Source organism: Duganella sp. Root336D2 (assembly GCF_001425005.1).
Classification (GTDB): domain Bacteria; phylum Pseudomonadota; class Gammaproteobacteria; order Burkholderiales; family Burkholderiaceae_D; genus Rugamonas.
Genome location: NZ_LMDB01000002.1, coordinates 206,080 through 228,955, shown reverse-complemented (window position 1 = coordinate 228,955; position 22,876 = coordinate 206,080). Strand labels below are relative to the sequence as shown.

Sequence of the window (22,876 nt, the reverse complement as noted above, 5' to 3'; positions counted from 1 at the left end):
GCTTCTTATCAGTTAGGTGCGACGGCGCCGTTCACGCCGCCGTCGCGTACTTTCACGCGGCTGCCGCCGCCAATGGTGTATTCGCGCGTTTCACCGATGCGTTGCTGCGGCGTGGTGTCAGCCGCGTTGCCTGTGCTCGGCGACTTGGCGCGCTGCACCAGGTCGATCAGCCATCCCCACCCGTTCAAGGTGGCCGGACCGGCACCGCCGTTGACCGCGGCAACATCCGCAGGCACGCCGACCAGGCGACCGCCGTCGCTGGCCAGTTGCAGCCACACGTTCGTACCCCGCCCAATCGCGTCCTGCTGTCCCGGCAACGCCGGATTCACAGCGTTGCCGATGACGTTTTCGAACTGCCGCGGCGCGCGCGCCACGGTCATCACGCCGTTGACGTAATCGATCGCGTAGTTGGCCAATTGGCTGCCGTCGATGACGATGGCATAGCTGCCGGGAGCCGCGTCGCGGGCAGCAGTGGTGAACGTATGCACATCGTTCAGCAGCGCCGAAGTATCGCCGCCGACAAAGCCGCTGGCATTCCAGCTCAGTGGCGGGTTGCTGGCACCATAGGCACGCGACTGGTCGCCAGCCTTCACGACCAGCTTCGCCTGGTTGATGGTACCGCTGGCGGTGACGCTGTTGCCGGCCAGTACATAGTTCGACGCCAGGCCGCTGCCGTCGGCCAGGCTGTAGCCGCTGGCCACGACCTGCTTGCCGCTGCCCGCGTTGCGGTTATCGAACTGCACGCTGGCAGGGCCTTGCAGCACCAGGCTTTCGCCAAAGACCAGGCCGGACAGGCTGCCGGTATTCGACAGGCTGGCCTTGGTATTGCCGTCGTAGGTCTTGCTCGCGACGCTGACGCCGTCGATCGCCAGCTGGCGCGCACTGATGCTGCCGGCCAGCGCAACATCGGCCGGCAGTACATAGTTCGACAGCGCGGTGCCGGCATCGGCATTCACTGCAGCGACGTCCAGCGTCGCCTTGACACTGCCAGCACCCACGACTTCGGCGCTGTTGTACCGGCCTTGCAACGCACCGACGGATGCACCTTCGCCAGCGACGAAACCGGTCAAGGCGACCTGGCCCGCCGCCACCTGCGCCGACGTGCCCCCGTCATACACTTTGCCCACCACCCCGTTCGCGCCAGCCGCCAGCGCCTTCGGTGTGATGGATGCCGTGGTGCTTGCAGTGCCGTTGCTCACGGCGTAATTGCCTGCATCGGCGCCGCTCAGGAAAATGCCGGAAACGGAAACGGCCTTGCCATTGCCGACGTTCTTGTCGGCGAAACTGGCATTGCCGCCCACCTCCAGCTGGTCGCCGGCAAGGCGGTTGTCGCCGTACGCCACGCCGGCAGCCAGCAATCCGTCATACACCTTGTCCACGCCGCCTGCGCTTACCTGCAATGCGCGCTGGGTGATGCTGGCCGTCGAGTTGGCAACGAAGGAAACGTCGTAATTGCCGGCATCCGCGCCGCCTACAGTGAGGCCGGACAGGGAGACTGCCTTGTTGTTGCCGGCATTCTTGTCGGCGAAGCTGCCGGTGCCGCCGGTAAGCAAGAGCTGGTCGCCCGCCACACGGTCGTCGCCAAGCAGCACGACCGAAGTGCTGTTCGTGCCGTCATAAACCCTGTCGACGGCGGCGACGGTGGCAGTCAGGGCGCGCGCCGCAATGGCGCCGGAACCCGCCACCGTCGTCGACGACAGCTGGTAATTACCCGCGTCGCCGCCGGACAGGGCCAGGCCGGTTGCCGTCAGCACCTTGCCATTGCCGGCATTCCTGTTGTTGAAGCTGCCGGTGCCGCTGACGGACAGCACGTCGCCCGCCACGCGGTCATCGTTGAAGCTTGCCGAAACCGCAGTACCTCCGTCATACACCTTATTGCCTTGCACACTGACATTCAGCACGCGCGGCGTGATATCGGCCGTGGTGCCAACGCTGTTCGAAGCCAGGACATAATTGCCGGCATCGGCGCCGGACAATGCCAGCCCGCTGGCAGTCACGGACTTGCCGTTGCCGACGTTCTTGTCGGTAAAGCTGGCATTGCCGTTCACCGCCAACTGGTCGCCTGCCAGGCGGTCGTCGTTATAGCTCGCGCTGGCGGACAAGGCGCCGTCATACACCTTGTTGGAAGCCTGGGCGCCGACAACCAGCGTGCGCTGCGTGATGTTGCCGCTGGCGCTTGCACTGGTCGACGCCAGCACATAATTGCCCGAATCCGTTCCAGCCGCGGAAATGCCGCTGACATTGATCGTCTTGCCGTCGCCGGCTTTCTTGTCGGTGAAGTTTGCCGCGCCATACGCCAGCGACAGCACATCGCCTGCGACACGATCATCGTCCAGCGTCACCGTTGCCGCGGTGCCCCGGTCGTATACCTTGTTGGAACCGGTCGCGGTGGCATTCAGGGTGCGCACGCTGATATCGGCCTTGGCGGTGACCGGGCTGGCCGACAGCACATAGTTGCCGGCATCGGAGCCGGACAGCAACACCCCGGTCACGCTGATATCCTTGGCAATGCCCACGTTCTTGTCGGCGAATGCAGCGTTGCCGCTGACCGACAGCACATCGCCATCGACGCGGTCGTCGCCCAAGGTTACACCGGCTGCGCGGCTGCCGTCATAGACGCGGTTGATGCCGGTGGCCGTCACCACCAGCGCGCGCGCCCCAATATCGGCCGTTCCGCTGACGGTGCCGGAAGCCAGCACATAGTTGTCCGCATCTGTGCCGCCAACGATGGAAATGCCGCTGACGTTCACCGTCTTGCCGGTACCTGCATCCTTGCTGGTGAAGCTGGCGCTTGCGCTGCCAAGCGACAGGCTGTCGCCGCCCAAGGCGTCGCTTGCCAGGCCGACTGTCGCACCGGTCGTGCCGTCATAAGTCTTGTTCCCGCCGGTCATGCTGACCGTCAGCGTACGCTTTGCGATATCCGCCTTGGTCGCGGCCTGGGTCGACGACAGCACGTAATTGCCGGAATCGGTGCCGGAAATAGCAATACCGGTCACGTTGACATCCTTGGCAGTACCGGCGTTCTTGTCGGTGAAGGTCGCATTGCCGCCGACCGACAGCACGTCGCCCGCCACACGGTCGTCGTCAAAACTCACCGTCGCCGCTTGCGAGCGGTCGTACACCTTGTTGTTGCCGCTCGCGGTCACGGTCAGCGCGCGCGCCGTGATCGACGCCGTGGTGCTGGCCGTGGGCGATGCCAGCGCGTAGTTGCCCGCATCGGCACCGGACAGCGCCAGGCCGCTGGCCGTCACGGATTTGGCGGTGCCGGCATTCTTGTCGGAGAAGGCGGCGCTGCCCGAAACCGCCAGCACGTCGCCGTTCAGGCGGTCGTCGGTAAAGTCTGCGGTGGCCAACAGGGCGCCGTCATACACCTTGTCGGACGCAGTGACGCCAACCACCAGCTGGCGCGCCGTGATGTTGGCCGTGGCCGAGGCGGAGCCCGCACCCAGCACATAATTACCTGCATCGTTGCCGGACAGCGATAGGCCGCTCACCTGCACGCCCTTGCCGGTGCCGACGTTCTTGTCGGTGAACTCGGCGCTGGCATAGTTCACCGCCAGCGTGTCGCTGCCCAACCGGTCGTCGGTGAACGAGGCGCTGGCATTGACGGACCTGTCATACACCTTGTTGGCGGCGTTCGCGCTCACATTCAGGGTGCGCGGCGTGATATTCGCACTGGCAGCCGCGCTGGTCGAGCCCAACGCATAGTTGCCGGCATCGGTTCCGGACAGCGAAAGACCGGACACAGTGACACCCTTGCCGTTGCCTGCATTCTTGTCCGTGAACCTGCTTGTTGTGAAGCTTGCGCTGAGCTGGTCGCCGATGACACGGTCATCCCCCAGCGTCACGGCGGCCGTGTCCAGGCCGTCGTACACTTTACTGATGCCGGTGGCAGTGACATTCAGCTGCTTGGGTGTCACCGTCAGCATGCCGCCGCCGACGAACGTGATGTTGTAGCCTCGTGTGCTTTGCAGGGTGCCGCTGGTCAGGGCATAGGTACCGGCGTCCCTGGTAAAGCCGGAGGCTCCGGCCGAACCCGTTATGTCGTAGGTATCGCCATCGATATAGCCGCTCACGTTATTGGTGAAAGCCGGCAACGTCGCGCTGCCGTCATACACCCGGCTCGCCGATTGGGGAGTAACGACCAGGGTTGGCGACTCCCTGTACATGAACCAGTTGCCGTTACCGCTCGTGTAGCCTGGCGCTACGCCGGTATAAGACTGGTTGTAGTGCTTGCTGTAGCCGGTCATGTTCTCCACCGTATTCACCGTCGTATCGGAATACACGTGGTAGTAGCCGCCGCTGCCGCCTTGCAGTGCATTGGCGCCGGCGTTGTTCTTGAAGGTACCGCCATTGGCGCCCGCGGCAGCAACCGTGACGGTCACGCCACTGCCGGCCGAACCTGCCACGCTGCCGCCCGCGTTGATGACGATATCGCTGCCGGGGCTAAGGCCACGGTTGACAATCGACACCCTGTTGCCGCTCACAGCACCGGCTATGGTGATGTCCCCGCTAATGAAGTTGGCTTGCCCCGTGCCTTCGGCAATCAGCATGTTGACATTGCCGGCCTTGATGGTCGTACCGCTGGCGACCGAGATCCCCGCATCGCCGACACTGCGGTACAGGCTCTGCACGCCGGCCAGGGTGCCGGCATTGGCGGTCACGTTAAGCGTACCGTCCATGCTGATGTTCGATTTCAAATCGATGCTGCGGCCCGCCTGCAGGCTCAAGGATCCCGGACCGGCTGCACTGATGGCGTTGCCGGCCTCCCAGGTGATGTCGTTGTTCGCCTGTAGTGTGATACTGGTGCCGCTGGCCAGGGCTGCCGCGAGTTTTTGCGCATCCACCGCGGCGTTGACGCCGGCCTTGGGGTAGGCTTGGTTGAAAGTAAGGGAAGCAGCGGTCGGCGCCGGAAGCAGCCGGAACAGGCCCACCGCACCGGTGGACAGGTCGCTGCCGTCTGCCGAACTGGTAAATGGTTGTGCGATTGCCAGTGCGTCGCCGGCGCCGTTCATGGCGACGGCAAAGCCGAAATTGCCGACATCGTCGATGTCAAGGCTGGCGTTGGTGCCTTGCAGGTAATCGCGTCCGATCACTGCGGTCACGGCCGCCGACTGGAAATCGCCGGTATAGTCGATGACGCGCACTGCGCCCGGACCGGTGAGCGTATTGCCAAGCCCGCCGTTGATTGGCGAACCGACGGCAAGGCGGGTGCCGGCATCATTCATGGCAAGCGCAGCGCCGAACATCTCGCCTTCGGCCAGGGCGATATCGAGCTTGCTGCCCCCTTGGCCGATCGTGCCGGCATTCGCCCGCGCGCCGAACGGCGTGGTGTACAGGTACACCATACCCCTGTTGCCGTTTTCGCCGGGCGCTCCCACAGCCAGCTGGGTGCCGGCATCGTTCAACGCCACGGAGGTGCCAAACTGTACATCGTACGATGTGCCACCCGCCACCTCGTTATAGATGGTAAAGCTGCCCGCCGATTTCTTGTACAGTTCGACCTTCCTGTTGTACAGGGCGCCAACCGCCAGCTTGTCGCCGTCGCCATTCAATGCGACCGACACGCCGAAGGCATTGGCACCGAAGTTGGAAGCGGTAATTGTCTGATTCAGTACCGGCGCCGTAAAGCCTGCGCCAAAGCCAAAGGCGTATACCTTGCCCGTCAGGTCGCTGCCCAAGGCGCCTACTGCCAGGACATTGCCGGTCCGGCTAAGTGCGACCGAGGTACCAAAGGTATCCATCCCGGCCAGCACGCCCGACATATCGTAGTTGTTGCCGCCGGTGTAGCCGTAACCGATGGTGCCGGCCAGCGCGCCGCCGTTGAACTGGTTGTCAGTGAAGGTAAAGAGGCGCACCGCGCCGTAGCTCACGTCCGCGGCACCGCCGATGCCCACGTCGAAAGGAGCCCCAACTGCCAAGCCCTTGCCGTCGGAAGTGAGCGCCACGCTGGAGCCGAAACTGTCGCCTGCATTCAAGCCAGCGACGTCCTGGTTCTTGCCGCCGGTGAAGCCCTTGCCGATCATCGCATCAAAGGTCCACTGATTGGCGAAACTGCCGATGACGATATTTTTCGGATCGAGCAGCAGGCTGCCGCCCTTGCCGATATCAAGCCGCTCCAGTCCCACATGGCGCAGGTCCTCGTGCGAGGAGATCTCCACCGCACCGCCGCGCGCCCGGCCGGTGGCTTTAACAGCGCCCAGCATGGTGGTCTGCTTTTGCGACCAGACAACGGCGGTACCGCCCTGGCCCCTCCTGCCGCGCGCGGAGACGTCCAGTACCGTGCTGTCGTTGATGAAGGTGGCGTCGGCGTTGGCAATGCCCGCCGTTGCACCCCAGCGCGCCGTGAAGTGCCCTGCATCCGGCGCGTCATCGCGCTGGGCGCCGCCCTGGAATGCACCGCCCACGCGCACCAGGCCGCCCTGGGTAGCGCCGGAGGCATCCACCTTGGCGCCCATCAGGCGCACGTCGGCGCCGCTGATGTCCACGCGGCCGCCCTTTCCTGCAGCGCCATGCACATCATGGCGGCCGGAAGACAGCACGCTGCCGCCGGCTTGCAGCGACACCGTGCCGCCGTCGGACGCGCCGCTGGCATTGGTCGATGCCGCATTATTTTCCACCAGGCTGGCGCCGGAAGACAGCTTGATGCTGCCGCCCTGCCCCTTCCTGCCCGCCGCGGACAATGCCGACGCCGCCGACAGGTCGTGCGCGGATTTGACTTCCACGCTGCCGCCAAGCGCGCCGTCGGCGCTTACCGCGCCGTTGAGCGCAACGAAGCCGCCTTCAACCTGGACGTTGCCGCCCTTGCCCCTGCCGGAAGAGGCGTCAAGCCGGCCGGCCTGCACCTGGCCGTCGCCGACCAGGCGGATAGAGCCGCCATCAGCCAGCAGCCCGCGCGCCTGCACCACGCCACCGTTGTTGACGGTGGATCGTGCCAGCGCATCGGCGGCTTTGGCCGTCAGCAGCACCTGGCCGCCGTCGGCCTGCAACAGGCCCTTGTTCTCGGCCAGCGCATCGAGTGCGCCCTGCTCCACGCGTACTGTAATCAAGCCGTCGCCGCGGAAGTCCAGGCCGACCGCAGTGGCAGCCGCCAGGGCAACGCTGCCGCGCTTGGCCTTGATACTGCCGCTGTTCGATACTACCGGCGCCAGCAGCGCGACGACGCCGCCATTGGCGTTGATGCTGCCTTCGTTACGCACGGCGGCGCTGCCGCTGCCGCTGAAGTGGTAGCTGCCGGACAGGAAGGACTGGTCCGAGATGCCAAGGCTGGTGGCCACCAGGCCGCCGACGTCGACCTGCGCCCCGGCGCCGAACAGCACACCCTGCGGATTGACCAGGAACACCTTGCCGTTGGAGGACAGCTTGCCATAGATCGCACTGGCTTCGCCGCCGACCACGCGGTTCAATGCCACGGCCGAGGCATTCGGCTGCTTGAAGCGCACCTGCGCGCCGGCCCCGATATTGAAATCCTGCCAGTTCATGATCGCCTGCTGCGTAGCCTGGCTGACGGTCATGCTGCTGCCCTGCACATTCACGCCGGCCTGGCCGGCCACCAGCTGCATGCCGCTCGGCAGCGCGTTGACTGGCGGCGCACTGGCAGATGCCGCTCCCGTCATGGCCAGGCCGCCCGCCAGCACGGCAGCGGCGCGGCGGCGGGCGCCGCCCTTGCCATGGCTGCGCGAGCCCTCGGCGACGGCGACCCAGCAGCGGTGTACCGTGCTCCAGACAAGGCGGTAAAAACGGTTGGCGGAGGCGTGTTTGTGCATTGTGTTTCCTTAGGCGTGCAGGTTGAAGTCGGCGCGCAGCGTCATGCGGGCGCCCTGGCGCGCAGCTGGCTGCAGGAACACCAACTGGCGGCCCGTCGCCTCATTTTCGATTTCGTAGCTGCCGGCCTTGATGGCTGGCAGGGCGGCGGCGGAAAACACCACCGAAAATTGCCTGGCTTCTGCGCCTTCCGGCGCGATCCTGGACGTTTCAACCGCTTCCACGGTGATTTGCAGCGCGCGGTGTTCCGGGTGGTTCAGCCAGAACTGCCGGCCCACCAGGGCCTCCGCCGCAGCGCGGCTCCAGGCAAAACCGCTTTCCGCGGCGCGTACGGCAGGCGCCCCCAGGCCCAGGCCGGCCACCAGCAGCGAACCGCCACCCGCCTTCAGCAGGGTGCGTCGCGAAGTCACTCGATCAGTCATTGTCGTTCTCCCATTCCATGGTCCGGTGCATGCCGGACATCCCGGTTTCTTTGAAGCCGAGGCGCCTATACAGCGCCTCGGCCGGATTATTCAGTGCTACATGTAAGCGCAGCGGCAGGCCGCCAGCGGCGGCTTGCCGCTGCAGGCCGCGCAGCAGCGCGCTGCCGATGCCCTGCCCGCAGCAAGCAGGCAGCAGCGCAATATCGACCAGCAGCAACGCTTCGCTGGATTGCGCCAGCACCAGCCGCCCGGCCGGCGCGCCTTCGACTTCAATGATGTCGAAGCGAGCGCCGGGATACGCCTGCCGGTAAGACTGCTGCTGCCCCGCGAACTGCATGTCGAGCAACTGCCGCAACATCGGCTGCGCCAGGCCTGTCAGTTCGCGTGCGCGCACTTCGCCGAACAGGCGGCGCAGGAATTCACGGTCGTTGCCGGTCTCGCTGCGCAATGCCGCGTTCATCAGGGGCGCTGCGGAAACACGCCCTGCAGCGAGATGCAGAACATCAGTCCCAGGTAGGGCTGCCGATTGTTGTGCGGCTGGCTGCTGCCGGCCGTGCTCAGCAGGTCGGCACGCATCGGCTGCACGCCACTGGTAGTCTTGCTGTACACCTGGTTCGTCACCGCCGATCTGGCAAAGCCGCTCGAAGGCCCGGGGCTCAGCTGGTCGGCCGGTACGGTGGTCGCCTGCAGGGCATGGCTATGGGCCGGCACTTCAGTTTCCAGCAAAGTGACGTTGCTGCTGCCACCGCTTTCGCCAAGGTTGCGCAGCGACAGGCCTGGCCCCTCGCCTGGCTGCAGCGGTGTGCGGCCGTTCAAATCGGGCAAGGCGAAGGTGCTCTTGCCGTCGCCGCCGTAGGTCGTGCCCAACAGGGAGAACAGTGCCGTGTTCTGCGAGATGGACAGGATCTGGCCGTCGCACCTGGCCCAGCCCGTCGGTACGACAAAGCTCGGGAACATGCGGATTTCCGCTACAAATATTGAACTCATCGGAATCTCCTCAGGTCTGGCTCGGGACAATCCCGAACATCGAGATAATGAAATTAACGCCGAGGAATGGCGCCATATTGTCGTGCGGCTGCGAACTGCCCGTAGTGGCGATGGCATTGGCGGCCATGGCCTGCACGCCGTTGTCGGAGCGTCCGTAAATGGCCGAACCGGGATTTACCGTCGCGGCCGGGAAGCCGGTGAAATTGGTGAAGGCGCCGCTGCCGCGCGCCGTACTGGCGCCGATGGTGTGCGCATGGCTCGGGATCTGTTGCACCGTCAGCGTCACTGCTTCGGCACCTCCCGCCTCCCCAAGCTTCAGGGTGCGGCCAGCCTGGGTGCCTTGGTGCACCGGCACCCGGCCGCGCATGTCAGGCAGGGCAAAAGTGCTCTGGCCGTCGCCGCCATAGGTGGTGCCGATCAGCTGGAACAGCGTCTCGTATTCGGAAATCGGCATCAGCTGGCCGTCGCAGAAGGACCAGCCGACCGGCGCGAAAGTGCCGGCAAAAAGGCGAATTTCGCCGACATAAGGTGTAGACATGGTCTGCCTCCGCTTAATTGGATGAGGGGAAAATGCCCTGCAGCGCGATGATGAAATTCAGCGCCAGATAGGGTTGCGTATTCTGGTGCTGCTGCGATCCGCCGCTGCCCGCTACCGTCGCCGGCACCAGGCTGACATCGGAGCTGCCGTTGAAGATATCGGCGCTCAGGCGGCCTTTGCGCGCCAGCAGCGCGCCATTCGGGTCGCTGCTGCTGGCCATGGCCGTGCTGCCGTTCAAGCGGTGGTTGTGGGTTGGCAGCTCGGCCAGGGTCAAGGTGTGTTCAAACTCGCCGCCGGCCTGGCCGCGGACGATGCCGTCCCCCTCATGCACCGGCATGCGGCCGCGCAGGTCCGGCAGTGCAAAGGTGGTCCTGCCGTCGCCGCCGTAGGTGGTACCCAGCAGGGAGAACAAAGCCTGGTTTTGATTAATCTGCAACAACTGTCCATCGCATAATGCCCAGCCTTTGGGCGCAAACGTGAAGGCGGCGAGCTTGATTTCGCTCAGGTATGGATCTGCCATCAAAACTCCTGGGGTTAATTGTTAAATACGGCGTGATATTGCACACCGGAACTATTGCGGCTCGCCGGCACCATGAATATGGCCAGGGCATCGTCGCCCGCGCGCTCCAGCACCACGGTCTGTTGCGTCAGTTGGGGCTCGGCCGGGCCTTGGAAAGTCAGCGAAAAAGCCTGCGGATTGGCCGTTGGCGCGACTTCGGACAGGGTCAGGGAGAGGGAGAAACCAGCAATGGAGAACTCGGCCCCGTGGCGGGCCTGGAAGTAGTTTACAACTGTCGACACGGCAATCCTGCTTACTTTCTAATATTGAAAAAACTTCACATTGTACGATGAAATTTCCTTAACCTGTATTACAGTTTTGCAATAAATCCTTATGGTTCCGGTACAACAAGCGTTTCAAATAGTTAAACGCAAGTGATGGCAAAGTTTATACTTGCCGGGATGCAGCCCGTCTCCCCTACGGCGTGAATCGTCATGAACCGTGCCTTCCTGGTCACATGTTGCAGCGTCATACTTGCAATTTATGCACGGCAGGCGTGCGCCGCTTCTGCGGTTGTCATCGGCGCGGAAGACGATTGGGCGCCCTACTCCTCGGCCCTGCAGCAGCATCCGCAAGGATTTGCCGTCGACGTGGTGCGCGAAGCCTTTGCCCTGGCCGGCGTCAAAGCTGAATTCCGGGCCTTGCCCTATTCGCGCTGCATGGCTGAAACGCGTACCGGCCAACTGACGGCATGCTTCGACGCAGTCCCGAACAGCCTGGTCAAGCCCCTGTACCTGTGGCCCCGGCTGCCCCTTTTTTCCACCCGCATGAATGTCTACGCGCGCGCCGGCTCCCGCCAGCGAGGACTGCGCGCCAAAGACCTGGAAGGACACACGGTCGGCGTCCAGCGCGACTACGAATACGGCGAGGAATTCGACGTCAATACCCGCATCCGGCGCCGCGTGGTGGACAAGAACGAGTATGGATTCCGCATGCTGATGGCCGGCCGCATTGAGTACATGGCGGCCGAACAACGCATTGCGCAGGCCCTGTTCCGCAGCAAGGCCGATGAATTCGCCGGCCGCTTCACCCTGGTGGGGACCGTCGCTACGCCCGACCTGTTCATCGCCTTCAGCAAGAGCGCGCCGGACAGCAGGGAAATGCTGGCACGCTTTAACGAGGGCTACGACAAGCTGCGCAATTCGCCCCGTTACAAGCAAATCGAGGAGCGCTGGTTCAAATGACCCGCTCGATCGCCGCGCGCCTGCTGCGCATTATCTTTGGCTGCTACTTCATCGTGACGGTAGTGGTGACCGTTATCCAGCTCACCGCGGAGTACAAACACACGCGCAGCCGCGTCGAGAGCGAGATCGAGGCGATGCAGCACACCTTCGGGCCCGGCATCGCCGACGCCATGTGGCGCTTCAACGACGACATCATGCGCGGCATCCTGGCCGGCATGAAGGAACTGCCGATCGTGGTCGGCATCAAGGTGGTCGACGACCAGGGCAAACTGGTACGCGCGGTCGGCACCGTGCTCGACGAAAGCGGCAAGCATATGCAGGCCCAGCCCGACGGCCGCCTGGCGTCGCCGCAGCGCGACGATGGCCTGTTCGGCCAGATCTTCAGCCGCGAATTCCCGATTTCGTACAAGCTGGAAAACGGCACGCCGCAGGAAATCGGCAAATGGACCGTCTACTCCAACCGGCGCATCATCCTGAGCCAGGTCGAATATGGTTTCTTCCTGATCCTGGTGAACTCCGTGATCAAGACCATGGCGCTGTGGTTCATCTTCGTGCTGGTAGTGCGGCACTGGCTGGGCAAGCCGCTGCAGCAACTGAGCGACTACGTGGGCCACATGAACATCGATAACCTTGGCAGCACGCCGCTGCAACTGAAACATGGCGGCAATACGGAGCTCGACCTGCTGGCCAACAAGATCAACGAAATGCGGGAGAACATCCTGGCCGGCCTGTCGGAAAGAGCCGTGCTGTACGAGGAGCTGGCCGTCCTCAACGAGTCGTTGGAACGGCGCGTGGCCGAACGCACCGAGGCCGCCCGGCATGCGCAGGATGAACTGGCGCGCAGCGAACGCCTGGCGGCGCTCGGATCGATGGTGGCCGGCATCGCCCATGAACTGAATACGCCGATAGGCAACAGCATGGTGGCCGCCAGCACCATGCACGACAAGATCCACGCGCTGGGCCAGCGTTTCGAAGGAGGCCTGCGCCGCTCAGACATGCAGCAGTTTCTCGAGGAAGCCGACGGCATCGGCGTGCTCCTGACGCGCAATATCGAACGCGCTGCCAACCTGGTATCGAGCTTCAAGCAGGTCGCGGTGGACCGCGCCAGCTCGCAGCGCCGCAAATTCGACCTGGGCGCCGTGATCCAGGAAAACATGAACACCCTGTCGCCGGTACTGCGCAAAACGCCCTACGAATTTGCGGTGGATGTGGCTTCGCTGGTGGCAATGGACAGCTACCCCGGCCCGCTGGGCCAGGTGCTGGCTGCCCTGGTCAACAATGCCATCATGCACGGCTTCCACCAGCGCGACCACGGCCGGCTGTCGATCACGGTGCCGGTTCCAAGCGGCGACCATGCCGACATCATCATCAGCGACGACGGCGCCGGCATCGCCACCAGCCACCTCAATCGCATCTTCGACCCCTTCTTTACCACCCGCATGAGCGAAGGCAGTTCAGGACTGGGGCTGAACATCGTGCACAACATCGTCACCACCATCCTGGGCGGCAAGATCCACGTCGACAGCATGCCGGGCGTGGGCACCACATTCCGCATCACCATCCCGCTGGATGCGCCGATGCACCACGAAGAACCGATTATTCCGCGGGCTTGAGCAGCACCGGCACTTCCTTGAAGGCGGGCGTGGCCGAACCGCGCGCCACCAGCGCCGGCGAGATCAGCGGCGTCAGTTCCGGAAAATAGCCGAACACATCGCCATCCGGCACGTCGTACTGCACCAACTGGTAGCCGGCGCATTTGCGCGCAATGCCGTCCGGTGCGGCCGCATGCACGTCGACCAGTTGCCCGCCGCGCAGGCCGAGGCGCGCCATGGTTCCCGCAGAAATGAACAGCACCTTGCGCGTGTGGTGCACGCCGCGATAGCGGTCCACCTCGCCCGTGGTGTCGCGGTAAACGGTGGTGTTGTACTGGCGGTGCGCACGCACGGTGGCCAGGCACAGGACATCGTCGCCGAAGGCAGCGCGGGCGCGGCCCATGATGGTGTCCTGCGGCAGCGCGATGGCGCTGAATTGCGCCTTGCCGCTGGCAGTCTTCCAGTCCCGGTTGCGCGCGCTGTTCGGCAGGTGGAAGCCGCGCGGCTGCGCGATGCGGTCGTTGTATTTCTCGAATCCCGCCACGGAAGTACTGGCGACCTGCTCGATCAGCGCGCGCGTAACGCTGTAGTCGCGTCCCATGGCTTGCCAGTCGATGCCGGGTATCGCCGCAGCACCGCCCAGCGTGTGGCGCGCCAGTTCGGTCACGATATGCGGCTCCGAGCGCAGCTTGGCGCTGGCCGGATCGCTGCGCCCCGCCGAAGCATGCACCATGCTGGCCGTATCTTCCACGCTGACGAACTGGCGGCCGCCCTCCTGCTCATCGCGCTCGGTACGGCTCAGGCAAGGCAGCAGCAGGCCGACCCGGCCTGGATGCAGGTGGGTGCGATTCAGTTTGGTTGCAATGTGCACCGTCAGCTGCAGGCCTTGCATCGCCTGCAGGACGCGCGGGGTATCCGGCCCGGCCACCGCAAAATTGCCGCCCAGCCCAAGGAAGGCATGCACCGAACCATCCATGATGCCGTTGATGGCCGCCACCGCATCGAGCCCGTTCTGCGCCGGCGGCGTGAAGCCGAACACGCGCTCCAGTCCTTCCAGCCACTCCTTCTTCGGCCGGTTGGTCACGCCCACCGTGCGGTCGCCCTGCACGTTCGAGTGGCCGCGCACCGGCATCAATCCCGCGCCCGGTTTGCCGACATTGCCGCGCAAGAGCATCAGGTTGACCAGCATCTGGATGGTCTCGATCGCGTACTCGTGCTGGGTCAGGCCCATGCACCAGGTAGCAATGGTGGCCCTGGAAGCGATATAGATCGCCGCCGCTTTTTCAATCTGCTCGCGCGACAGGCCGCTATCCTGCTCGACCTGCTGCCACGACTGCGCTTGCACGGCAGCAGCGAAATCCTCGAAGCCGGTGGTATGGCGCGCGATGAAGTCGCGGTCCAGCACCTTGCCGCCCGCCTCCTCCGCTTCCAGCACCGCCTTGCACATGCCGGTGATAGCGGCCAGGTCGCCGCCCACGCGCACCTGGAAATACTCGCTCGCGATGCGCGTACCGCGGCCGGTCAGGGTCTCGACCAGCGATTGCGGATCGGCGAAACCGCGCAAGCCCGGCTCCAGCATCGGGTTAAAGGCGGCAATGCGGCAGCCGCGCAGCGACGCCTCGCGCAGGTCGCCCAGCATGCGCGGATGGTTGGTGGCAGGGTTCTGGCCGAATACGAAGATGGCCTCCGCGTGTTCGAAATCCTCGCGCGTCACGGTCGACTTGCCCACGCCCAGCGTAGTTCCCAGCGCCATGCCGGACGACTCGTGGCAATAGTTCGACGAATCCGGCATGTTGTTGGTGCCGAAGGCGCGCGCAAACAGCTGGTAGGGGAAAGCCGCCTCGTTGCTGCTGCGGCCGGAGGCATAGAACACCGCGCGGCCAGGAGCATCCAAAGCACGCAGCGCGCCGGCCGCCAGTTTGAAGGCCGCTTCCCACTCGATCTCGCGATAGGTATCGCTGGCACCGTCGTAGAGCATCGGCGCCGTCAGGCGGCCGAAGCCTTCCAGCTCCCACTCGGCGCGGGTACGCAGCGCCGCCAGCGGATTGGCCGCGAAGAACTCCGGCGTAGCGCGGCGCGCCGTCGACTCATGCGCAATCGCCCAAGCGCCCTGCTCGCAGAAATCGACAGCCTTATCCTTAGGCGAATCGGGATAAGCGCAACCCGGGCAATCCACCCCGCCCGGCTGGTTCAGCTGGGGCAAAACCCTCAACGCCGGCAACGCGCTATTGCTGCGCAGTGCTTTAGCGGTGCCATTCAGCGAGCCAAGCCCGCCAGCAGGTTTGTCATAAAAGCGAATCGGATGCTGCACAGGAATCTCCGGCCATTCTGTCAAGCCGGCGATGTTAACATATGAAAGTCGGGGTCAGCTCCGGCAATCGGACATTTTGCGTAGCAAAATGTCCGATTGCCGGAGCTGACCCCGACTTTCAGGCTGCTACTGTTGAGTTGCCTCGTGACAACGGGTCAAGCGCTCAAAATAGCTGGGATAGCGCTATTTGATTTATACTTCGTTTGCGCCTTACACCCGCGCAACGTTTCCCTCCGGCCAAACCCTCGCCTGCATTCTCCCCTTTCAGGAGATGGTTGTGCGCCAAATTCCTAGACTCCAGACGTTCAAGTTCAAGATCACAGCCCTGCTGGTGCTGATGGTCATGTTCGCCGCGGCATTGATCGCGGGCGTTTCCCTGCTGGTGGCCGAGCAGGAAATGCGCAAGGTGATTGCCGCGCAAGAAATGTCCATGTTGTCCAGCGCGGCGGCTTACCTTGACCGCGACATCACTTCCAAACAGCAAGTCTTGCGCGTGCTGGCTGAAAGCATGCAGGCTGAGCCAATTGCGCCGACCAAAATCCAGGCCCAGCTCGAACTGCGCGGCGCACTGCGCGATGAATTTTTCAACCTCACTGCTTATGACGCCGACGGCAAACTGGTCGCCAATTTGCAGGACCGCCGCATGATCGGCAAGCTGAACAGCAAGAACCGCCAGTACTTCCGCGACACCATCTCCGCCCAGGAGGGCATTGTCTCGGAGCCGTTCCGCAGCGTGCTGTCCGGGCGCCCGGTGCTGGCAATTACCCAGCCGGTATTTCGCCGCGACGGCAATATCGACTATATCCTGGTTGGTACCATCGACTTGCAGCGCCCTGCCTTTGCCGGCCAGTTGAACGCCCTGCGCGGCAAGGCGGAAGGCTACCTGTTCATCCTGACCGCCGACGGCACCACCCTCTACCATCCCGACCAGAATCGCGTGCTGACCCAGGCCGCCGGCCCGGGCACCCTGGGCCAGTCCGTACTGGCCAATGGCGATGGCTGGCGCGACGATGCGGTCGACGAAGGCAAGCCTGTGCTGCTGGCGCATAAGCGCCTGCAACGAGCCGACTGGACCATCGCGGTGTCCTTCCCCATCCGCGACGCCTTCGCCTCCATGGCCAGCCTGCGCTGGCGCGCCCTGGCTGCCGCTTCGGTCGCGGCCCTGGTGGCCGGCCTGGCGATCTGGCTGTTGCTGCGCGCCTTGCTCGCGCCACTGTACCAACTGCATGGCCAGGTGCGCGCTTTCGGCCGTGGCAATATCGATATCGAGCAATTCAATTCCGAAAAGCCGGATGAATTCGGCCACCTGAGCCGCGCCTTCTACCAGGTCGCGCGCCAGCAGCAGATGGCCGAGCGCAACCTGCAGCGCCTGGCGACCACCGACCCGCTGACCGGCGCCCACAACCGCCGCATGTTCGACGAGTTCTTCCCGCAGGCCCTGAAGCGCGCCATCCGCGCCGGCCAGCAGATCGGCCTGGCCGTGCTGGACATCGATTACTTCAAAGGGATCAACGACAATTTCGGGCACCAGGCCGGCGACGCCGTGCTGGTGCAGTTTGCCGACCGCCTGCGCAATGCCGTGCGCAGCACGGATACCGTGGCGCGCATCGCCGGCGACGAATTCGTGATCGTGTTCGAACACCTGGACGCCGGCCACAACGTCAACCTGCTGGGTGAAAAGATCGTGGCGGCGATGCAGGCCCCGTTCGAAGTGAACGGGCGCCCGCTGAACGTCACGGCCAGTATCGGTATCGCCCTGACCACTGAACTGCCGGCCGATGTCGACAAGGTGATGCTGGCTGCCGACCAGGCACTTTACTGCGTCAAGGCCGCCGGCCGCAACGGCTTTGCCGTCAATACGGTCGGCGCCGAACGCATGCTGGCGGTACGCGAGTTTACGGCGCCCGTGAAAGCCGACAAGGGCGAAAGGAAGAACTGGCCTTCCAGCCGCTTCTGATCAATGGCGCGGCGGAATCGCCGCCGGCCGCACTTGCGATTGCGCCATGCCCGACATGCTGCGGCATTCGCTGGCGCAGCGGCGGCAAGCGATGGCGCAATCCTTGCAATGTTCATGCGTGTGCTGCTCGCACTCATCGGCGCAGGCATCGCAAATCTCGGCACAAGCCTCGCACAGGCTTGATGCCAGCTTGCTGCCGCGCTGCATCAGGCCGACGCAGACGCGGCACACCTGGGCGCAATCGATATCGCTGGCGATGCAATGCGCCAGGCTGGTCACATCCTGCTCCTGCAGGCAGCTGGCGGCGCAGTGGTCGCAGGCGGCAGCGCAATCATTGCAAGCGTCAATGCAGCTTTGGTACTGTTGCTGAGTCATGATGGCCTCCTGTCGGAAATGGCCAGACTAGCACTCGCCCTGCCTGGAGCGCGCACAACTTGCTCCATGCGGAACTCGCCGACCAGCGCCACCAGCGTTGCCGCCTGTTGCTGCAGGCTTTCCGCCGCTGCCGCGGCCTGCTCGACCAGCGCGGCATTTTGCTGCGTTACCCCATCCATCTGGCTGATCGCCTGGTTGACCTGGCCGATGCCGTTGCTCTGTTCCCCGCTGGCCGCGCTGATCTCGTTGACGATATCGCTCACGCGGCGCACGCTGGCGACCACTTCGTCCATTGTGGTGCCGGCCTGCGCCACCAGCGCACTGCCCGCTTCCACTTCACCGACCGAGCTGCCGATCAGTTCCTTGATTTCTTTTGCCGCTGCCGCGCTGCGCTGCGCGAGGTTGCGCACTTCGCTTGCCACCACCGCGAAACCGCGCCCTTGCTCACCGGCGCGCGCCGCTTCCACCGCCGCATTCAGAGCCAGGATATTGGTCTGGAAAGCGATACCGTCGATCACGGAAATGATGTCCACCACCTTGCGCGAGGAGTTGTTGATCGAGGCCATGGTATCGACCACCTGCGACACCACCTGCCCGCCGCGCGCCGCCACCTCCGACGCCTGCGCCGCCAGCTGGTTGGCCTGGCGCGCATTGTCGGCATTCTGCCGCACGGTGCTGGTCAGCTGCTCCATCGTGGCGGCTGTCTCCTCCAGCGCGCTGGCCTGCTCCTCGGTACGTGAGGACAGGTCGGAATTGCCCTGCCGGATTTCCGTGCTGGCGGTTGCCACGTTCTCGGACGATTCGCGCACCCGCGCCAGCACCGAGTGGATTTTCGCCACGAAGCTATTGAAGCCGCTGCCGATCACCGCCAGTTCATCCTTGCCGTGCACTGCCAGCCGCGCACCCAGGTCGGCGTCGCCGCTGGCCAGGCCGGTCATCGCATTGGCCAGTTCACGTACCGGACGCATCAGGCGGAACAGCACCGTCACCAGGATAAAGCCCATCGCCACCGCGCACACCAGCGATACCAGCAGGGTGTATTTCATCAGCTGGCGCGCCGGCGCCGTTGCCACCGCGTGCGGGAAGCTCATTTTCACCGCCCACGGCGCGATATCGGGATGCAGCGCCAGCGGCTGCAGCAGGTGCACCATATCGGCCTTGTCCGTGTATTCGTAGGGTTTGCCAGAGCGGATGGCTTCCAGGCCCTCCTTCGGGATATCGGTGGCAGGCTTGCCGATCAAGGCTTCATTCGGACTGCTCGCATACAGCCCGCCGTTGGACACCAGCGACAGCCGGCCTCCTTCAATGGACTTCAATCCCTTGAGGATTTCGCCCAGCCGCGTCAGCATGAAGTCGGCGCTGGCGGTGCCGCGGAACTCGCCGCCGATCATGATCGGCGCCACCAGCGAGGCCATCAGCACGTCCTTGCCATTCACCGGATAGGAATAGGGTTCGGTGAAGAACACCTTGCCGGTACGCTTGGGAATGTCGTACCAGTCGTTGGCGCCGGGCTTGGGATCGAACACAATCGGTTCCACATTGGTGCCGCCGCCCTGCGCCTTGGTGTAATAAGGCATATAGCGCCCGCTGGCATCGAACTCGGGCTTCTTGTCGGCGTATTCGGCATCCTTGCTATCCAGCGCATTCGGCTCCCAGGTGACGGCGCCGCCAATCAAGTCTTCCGAACCAAGCACCACGGTCTTGGTGATTTCACCGGTCTGCTCGCGCGACAGGGGCAGGTTGGCGCCGCGTGTGGCGCGCTGGGTGGCGCCAAGCTGGATCACGGTGGCCAGGTTGCGCCCGATGCGTGATTGCAGTGCCGACGCCGCCGCTGCAGCCTGGGTCCGCGCCAGGTCCATCGCATCGCGTTCGGCAGTACGGCTGGCCTCGAAGCCGGTCACGGCGGCGGTAATGGCCAGGCTGAGCACCACCAGCGCCGTGGCCGTGAGATTGATCTTGGCATTCAGCGAGAGGTTCGACAACATGCGACGCTCCTCAGAAGGTCTTGGCGACGGTCAGGACAAAGGTGGCTTTTTCCGTGTTTGAGAAGGCCAGTTGGCCGCTGGCATCCGGTACGCCGTTGGTGTAATCGCGATACACATTGGTGGCGCCCCAGCCACGCGTAACGGCTGCAGCAACCGACCAGCCGCCCTGCAGTGCCTTGGTCACGCCGGCCTTGGCGTCGCGCCAGTCCCAGATCTCGTTGCCGGCGCCGCCCGCGCGCGCATCGCCGGCATGCAGGTTGAGCGTGTAGCCATTGCCCAGGTCCTGGTTCAGGCCGATGTCCAGGTAGCGCGTGCCGCGCCCGTGCGTGATGCCGAAGAAATGCGGGCTCACCGTGTAGTTGTATTTAAGGTAGGCCGATTTGTAGGTCAGGCCGAGCGACAACTCGGTGTAGTTGAACGTGGTATCGGTGGCGCTGACCCTGGCGCCGGGATACAGGTATTCGTAGAGGATCAGGCTGTAGCCGATATCGCCCTTGCTGGCCGAGTAGCCGGCGTACAGGTCCCATTCGACCGTGGCATCTTCAACGAACTTGTCGCTGACGTTCGAAGCCCAGGTGCCGGCAACCAGGCCGCTGGGATGGACGTAATCGACGCCTAGCTGCAGCGCCGGCTTGTCCCAGGTTTGCCGGATGCCGCGCGAGACATATTGGCTGGCCAGGGTAACGGTGGTGGTAAGGGACGGCGCTGCCGCCTCCTGCGCCATGACTGCGTGCGGCAACAAGGCCGCCAACCATAAGCTGCGTTTCATCACACCCTCGCTTTCTTATTGTTCGGGGAGATGCAAACAATACTATCAGCCTATCCGGGGCAGCTCCAAACGATTCTATGCTGCAACAGCTTTGCGTGCGTGCTTTTCGCGATACATGGCCTGGTCGGCCAGCTCGATCAGTTTGTCCATGTCCTGCCCGTCTTCCGGGCTGATGGCGTAGCCGACGCTGGCGCCCAAGCGCAGCGCGCGGCCTTCGAACTCGAACGGCGCACCGATGGCATTGGTGATGTTGTGGCACTTGTTGCCGACGCCGTCGCGGTCGCGCACGCCGCACAGGATGATGCCGAACTCGTCGCCGCCAAGGCGGGCCGCCAGGTCTTCCTGCCGCAGCTCGCGCGAGATGCGCTCGGCTACCTGGCAAATGGCGGCGTCGCCGGCACGGTGGCCCAGGTTATCGTTGATCGCCTTCAGTCCGTCCATGTCGATGTTCACCACCGCCACGCTGCTGCAGGCGCGGCTGGCCTGCGCCAGTTGCTGGCGCAAACGGTCATAGAACAAAGCCCGGTTGGCCAGGCTGGTCAGCGCGTCGTGCGTGGCGCGGTAATACAGGTCGCTCGATTCGAACTGCACCGCATGGTAGATGGCGGCGCCAATCAGTTCCGACAACAGGCCCAGGATCTGCGCCTGGTAGGCGTCAAAAGCGTTAACGTGCGGTGCGCCGACTTTCAGCACGCCGACCGTCTCGCCCTCATGGCGCAAGGGCACCACCAGCATCGAACGCAGGCCGACCTTGCGGCAAGCGGCACGGTCGACGCGGGGATCGGTTTCGGCATCGTCGCATTGCAGGATCTTGTCCTGCGCCACGCACAGGCCGGACAGGCTGCCATCGCGTTTCAGGCGCAGCCCGAGCGCGCCTTCGGCCACACCGGCGGCGGCGCGGTACACCATTTCATTGCCTTCGGCCAGTTCCACCACAGCGGCCGTGGCGCCGCACAGGGCGCCGGCGCGCTGGCAGACCAGCTGCATCACGCCGCCAAGGTCCAGGCCCTGGCGGGCAATATCAGTTTGAAGATTGATGATCTCCAGCAATATTGCCGGATTCAGGTTCAGTGCACTCATCTTGCCGCGGCCACGAAATCTCACACATTTTCACAGCTTTCAGTGTGGCGCATCTGTGCCCGCTTGGCAATTTTTTTAGCTTCTTTTATGCTAGCTGTCTCAGCAATGGCATGGGCTTTGCGGCGCATGGCGCGCCGGCCCAGCCATAACACCAGGCCAGTAATCGTGAAGGCCAACGGCGCCAGCCCGCTGAACGACACCAGCACCCGACCCACCAGCCCGAATGCCTCGCCTGAATGCAGCGGAAACTGCCAGTTGAGGAAGGTGTCGCCCGCCGCCGCATTGAGCGGATCACGCAGGCGCAGGACGTTGCCGCTGAAGGCATCCACGCTGACGCGGGTGTTGCCATCGCCCTCGCGCACCTCGCCCGGCTGGCGCATGCGGATTTCGAACGGTGTTTTCGCCGAGCCGAACGACACGCGCGTCAGGCGCCCCTGGGGCACGCGCTGCTGCGCGGCTTCCAGCGCCGTGGCCACGCTGATCGGCTTGCGGCCTTCGGCCGGGCCGTTGGCCATCCTGGCGTTAGGCTCGAGTGTCGCCACAGCGCCCACCACCGGCCGCACCCAATCCGGCAGGTTCATCGCCAGGCCGGAAAAGCCCAGCACCGCCAGCACCGGCGTCATGAAAAAGCCCGCCGAACGGTGGAAGCTGTAATTGAACTGGCGCGAAGCCAGCGCGCCGCGCACGCTCAGCGACTTGCGCAAGCTGGCCAGCGTATGCTTCGGCCACCACAGCGCAAAGCCCATCAGCGACGTGACCGTCAGCAGCAGGCCGCTGATGCCGATCACGGTCTTGCCGACGTCGCCGGCCAGCAGGTAGCGGTGCAACTGGAACAAGGTCGGCATCAACAGCTCGCGCGACAAGCCGATTTCGCCGTAATTGCGCTCGCCCAGGATTTCCAGCGTATAGCGGTCCAGCATGACCTGGCGCGAAACCTCGTTGTCGAAGCTGCCCTTGTCCCTGTTCGGCTTGCGGTACCAGGCCACATAGACACCATCTGACTCGAACGGCAGCATCAGCATGCTCGGCTTGCCATAGCCGGGCTCGGCGGCCAGGCGCTCGTAGGCAGCCTGCGCCTGGGCCGGTGTTGGCGCGGCATCGGCCTTGTCGCCCGCGCTGCGCGAATGCAGCAGGCGCGGATTCAGCGCCCCATCCAGCTCATGGGTCCACGCAATGAGCACTCCTGTCAGGCCGGCCATGACGAAGATCGCCCCGAACACCAGGGACACATACAAGTGAATATCGCGCAGCCGCGCACGCAGCAAACCGGTCAGCATTTTTTGTGTCAGCAATAAAGTGTTTGAAATTATAAATGAGAATGATTATCATTGCTGCCTTCTTTTGTATCTTTCT

General features: G+C 64.1%; 16 protein-coding genes. 3 read left to right on the top strand and 13 right to left on the bottom strand.

All coding sequences use genetic code 11. From position 1 onward, the window contains the following. Positions 1-8 precede the first annotated feature (8 nt). From ASD07_RS04490 to ASD07_RS04460, 7 genes are read right to left on the bottom strand one after another with little or no spacing between them, the layout of a single operon-like run. A complete protein-coding gene (locus ASD07_RS04490; protein ID WP_055925924.1) occupies positions 9-7,766 on the bottom strand; it encodes a YDG domain-containing protein in 7,758 nt (2,585 codons plus the stop codon). Between the two features lie 9 nt (positions 7,767-7,775). Then, a complete protein-coding gene (locus ASD07_RS04485) occupies positions 7,776-8,186 on the bottom strand; it encodes a hypothetical protein (protein WP_057246890.1) in 411 nt (136 codons plus the stop codon). Continuing rightward, positions 8,179-8,646, bottom strand: coding sequence for a GNAT family N-acetyltransferase (locus ASD07_RS04480; RefSeq protein ID WP_055925918.1), 468 nt, complete (start codon positions 8,644-8,646; stop codon positions 8,179-8,181). The genes ASD07_RS04485 and ASD07_RS04480 overlap by 8 nt, the downstream gene beginning before the upstream one ends. Beyond that, positions 8,646-9,173 carry a phage tail protein gene (locus ASD07_RS04475; protein WP_055925913.1) on the bottom strand — a complete coding sequence of 176 codons (528 nt, stop codon included), beginning with the start codon at positions 9,171-9,173 and terminating at the stop codon, positions 8,646-8,648. The genes ASD07_RS04480 and ASD07_RS04475 overlap by 1 nt, the downstream gene beginning before the upstream one ends. Before the next feature lie 10 nt (positions 9,174-9,183). Continuing rightward, positions 9,184-9,711: a phage tail protein gene (locus ASD07_RS04470; RefSeq protein ID WP_055925909.1), complete on the bottom strand. Its 528-nt coding sequence runs from the start codon at positions 9,709-9,711 to the stop codon at positions 9,184-9,186. A gap of 13 nt (positions 9,712-9,724) precedes the next feature. Then, on the bottom strand, positions 9,725-10,231 hold the full coding sequence (locus tag ASD07_RS04465) for a phage tail protein (RefSeq protein ID WP_055925905.1): 507 nt from the start codon (positions 10,229-10,231) through the stop codon (positions 9,725-9,727). A 14-nt stretch (positions 10,232-10,245) separates the two neighbouring features. Next, entirely contained in the window at positions 10,246-10,512 is a 267-nt protein-coding gene (locus tag ASD07_RS04460; protein WP_055925902.1) for a hypothetical protein, read from the bottom strand. Between the two features lie 192 nt (positions 10,513-10,704). On the opposite strand from ASD07_RS04460, the gene ASD07_RS04455 reads away from it, so the two are divergent. Together ASD07_RS04455 and ASD07_RS04450 are read left to right on the top strand one after the other, a co-directional pair. Then, complete coding sequence (locus tag ASD07_RS04455; RefSeq protein WP_055925899.1) at positions 10,705-11,454, top strand: ABC transporter substrate-binding protein; 750 nt, start codon at positions 10,705-10,707, stop codon at positions 11,452-11,454. Next, positions 11,451-13,067 (top strand): sensor histidine kinase, encoded by a 1,617-nt coding sequence (locus ASD07_RS04450; protein WP_055925896.1) that lies wholly within the window; start codon positions 11,451-11,453, stop codon positions 13,065-13,067. The genes ASD07_RS04455 and ASD07_RS04450 overlap by 4 nt, the downstream gene beginning before the upstream one ends. On the opposite strand, the gene ASD07_RS04445 is transcribed toward ASD07_RS04450, so the two are convergent. Next, positions 13,051-15,357, bottom strand: a complete 2,307-nt coding sequence (locus ASD07_RS04445; RefSeq protein WP_055925894.1) for an FdhF/YdeP family oxidoreductase — start codon at positions 15,355-15,357, stop codon at positions 13,051-13,053. The two genes, ASD07_RS04450 and ASD07_RS04445, sit on opposite strands and share 17 nt — an antisense overlap. A 277-nt stretch (positions 15,358-15,634) precedes the next feature. On the opposite strand from ASD07_RS04445, the gene ASD07_RS04440 reads away from it, so the two are divergent. Continuing rightward, a complete protein-coding gene (locus tag ASD07_RS04440; RefSeq protein ID WP_229207055.1) occupies positions 15,635-17,314 on the top strand; it encodes a sensor domain-containing diguanylate cyclase in 1,680 nt (559 codons plus the stop codon). Here ASD07_RS04440 and ASD07_RS04435 read toward each other — a convergent pair whose 3' ends face one another. The 5 genes from ASD07_RS04435 to ASD07_RS04415 form a co-directional block, all read right to left on the bottom strand. Then, complete coding sequence (locus ASD07_RS04435; RefSeq protein ID WP_055925889.1) at positions 17,315-17,689, bottom strand: four-helix bundle copper-binding protein; 375 nt, start codon at positions 17,687-17,689, stop codon at positions 17,315-17,317. Further along, positions 17,686-19,674 (bottom strand): methyl-accepting chemotaxis protein, encoded by a 1,989-nt coding sequence (locus ASD07_RS04430; protein WP_082507125.1) that lies wholly within the window; start codon positions 19,672-19,674, stop codon positions 17,686-17,688. The genes ASD07_RS04435 and ASD07_RS04430 overlap by 4 nt, the downstream gene beginning before the upstream one ends. A 10-nt stretch (positions 19,675-19,684) precedes the next feature. Continuing rightward, entirely contained in the window at positions 19,685-20,443 is a 759-nt protein-coding gene (locus tag ASD07_RS04425) for a TorF family putative porin (RefSeq protein ID WP_055925886.1), read from the bottom strand. A 75-nt stretch (positions 20,444-20,518) separates the two neighbouring features. Continuing rightward, positions 20,519-21,523 (bottom strand): sensor domain-containing diguanylate cyclase, encoded by a 1,005-nt coding sequence (locus ASD07_RS04420; RefSeq protein ID WP_055925883.1) that lies wholly within the window; start codon positions 21,521-21,523, stop codon positions 20,519-20,521. Positions 21,524-21,543: 20 nt separating this feature from the next. Next, complete coding sequence (locus tag ASD07_RS04415) at positions 21,544-22,800, bottom strand: PepSY domain-containing protein (protein WP_082507124.1); 1,257 nt, start codon at positions 22,798-22,800, stop codon at positions 21,544-21,546. Positions 22,801-22,876: the final 76 nt, after the last annotated feature.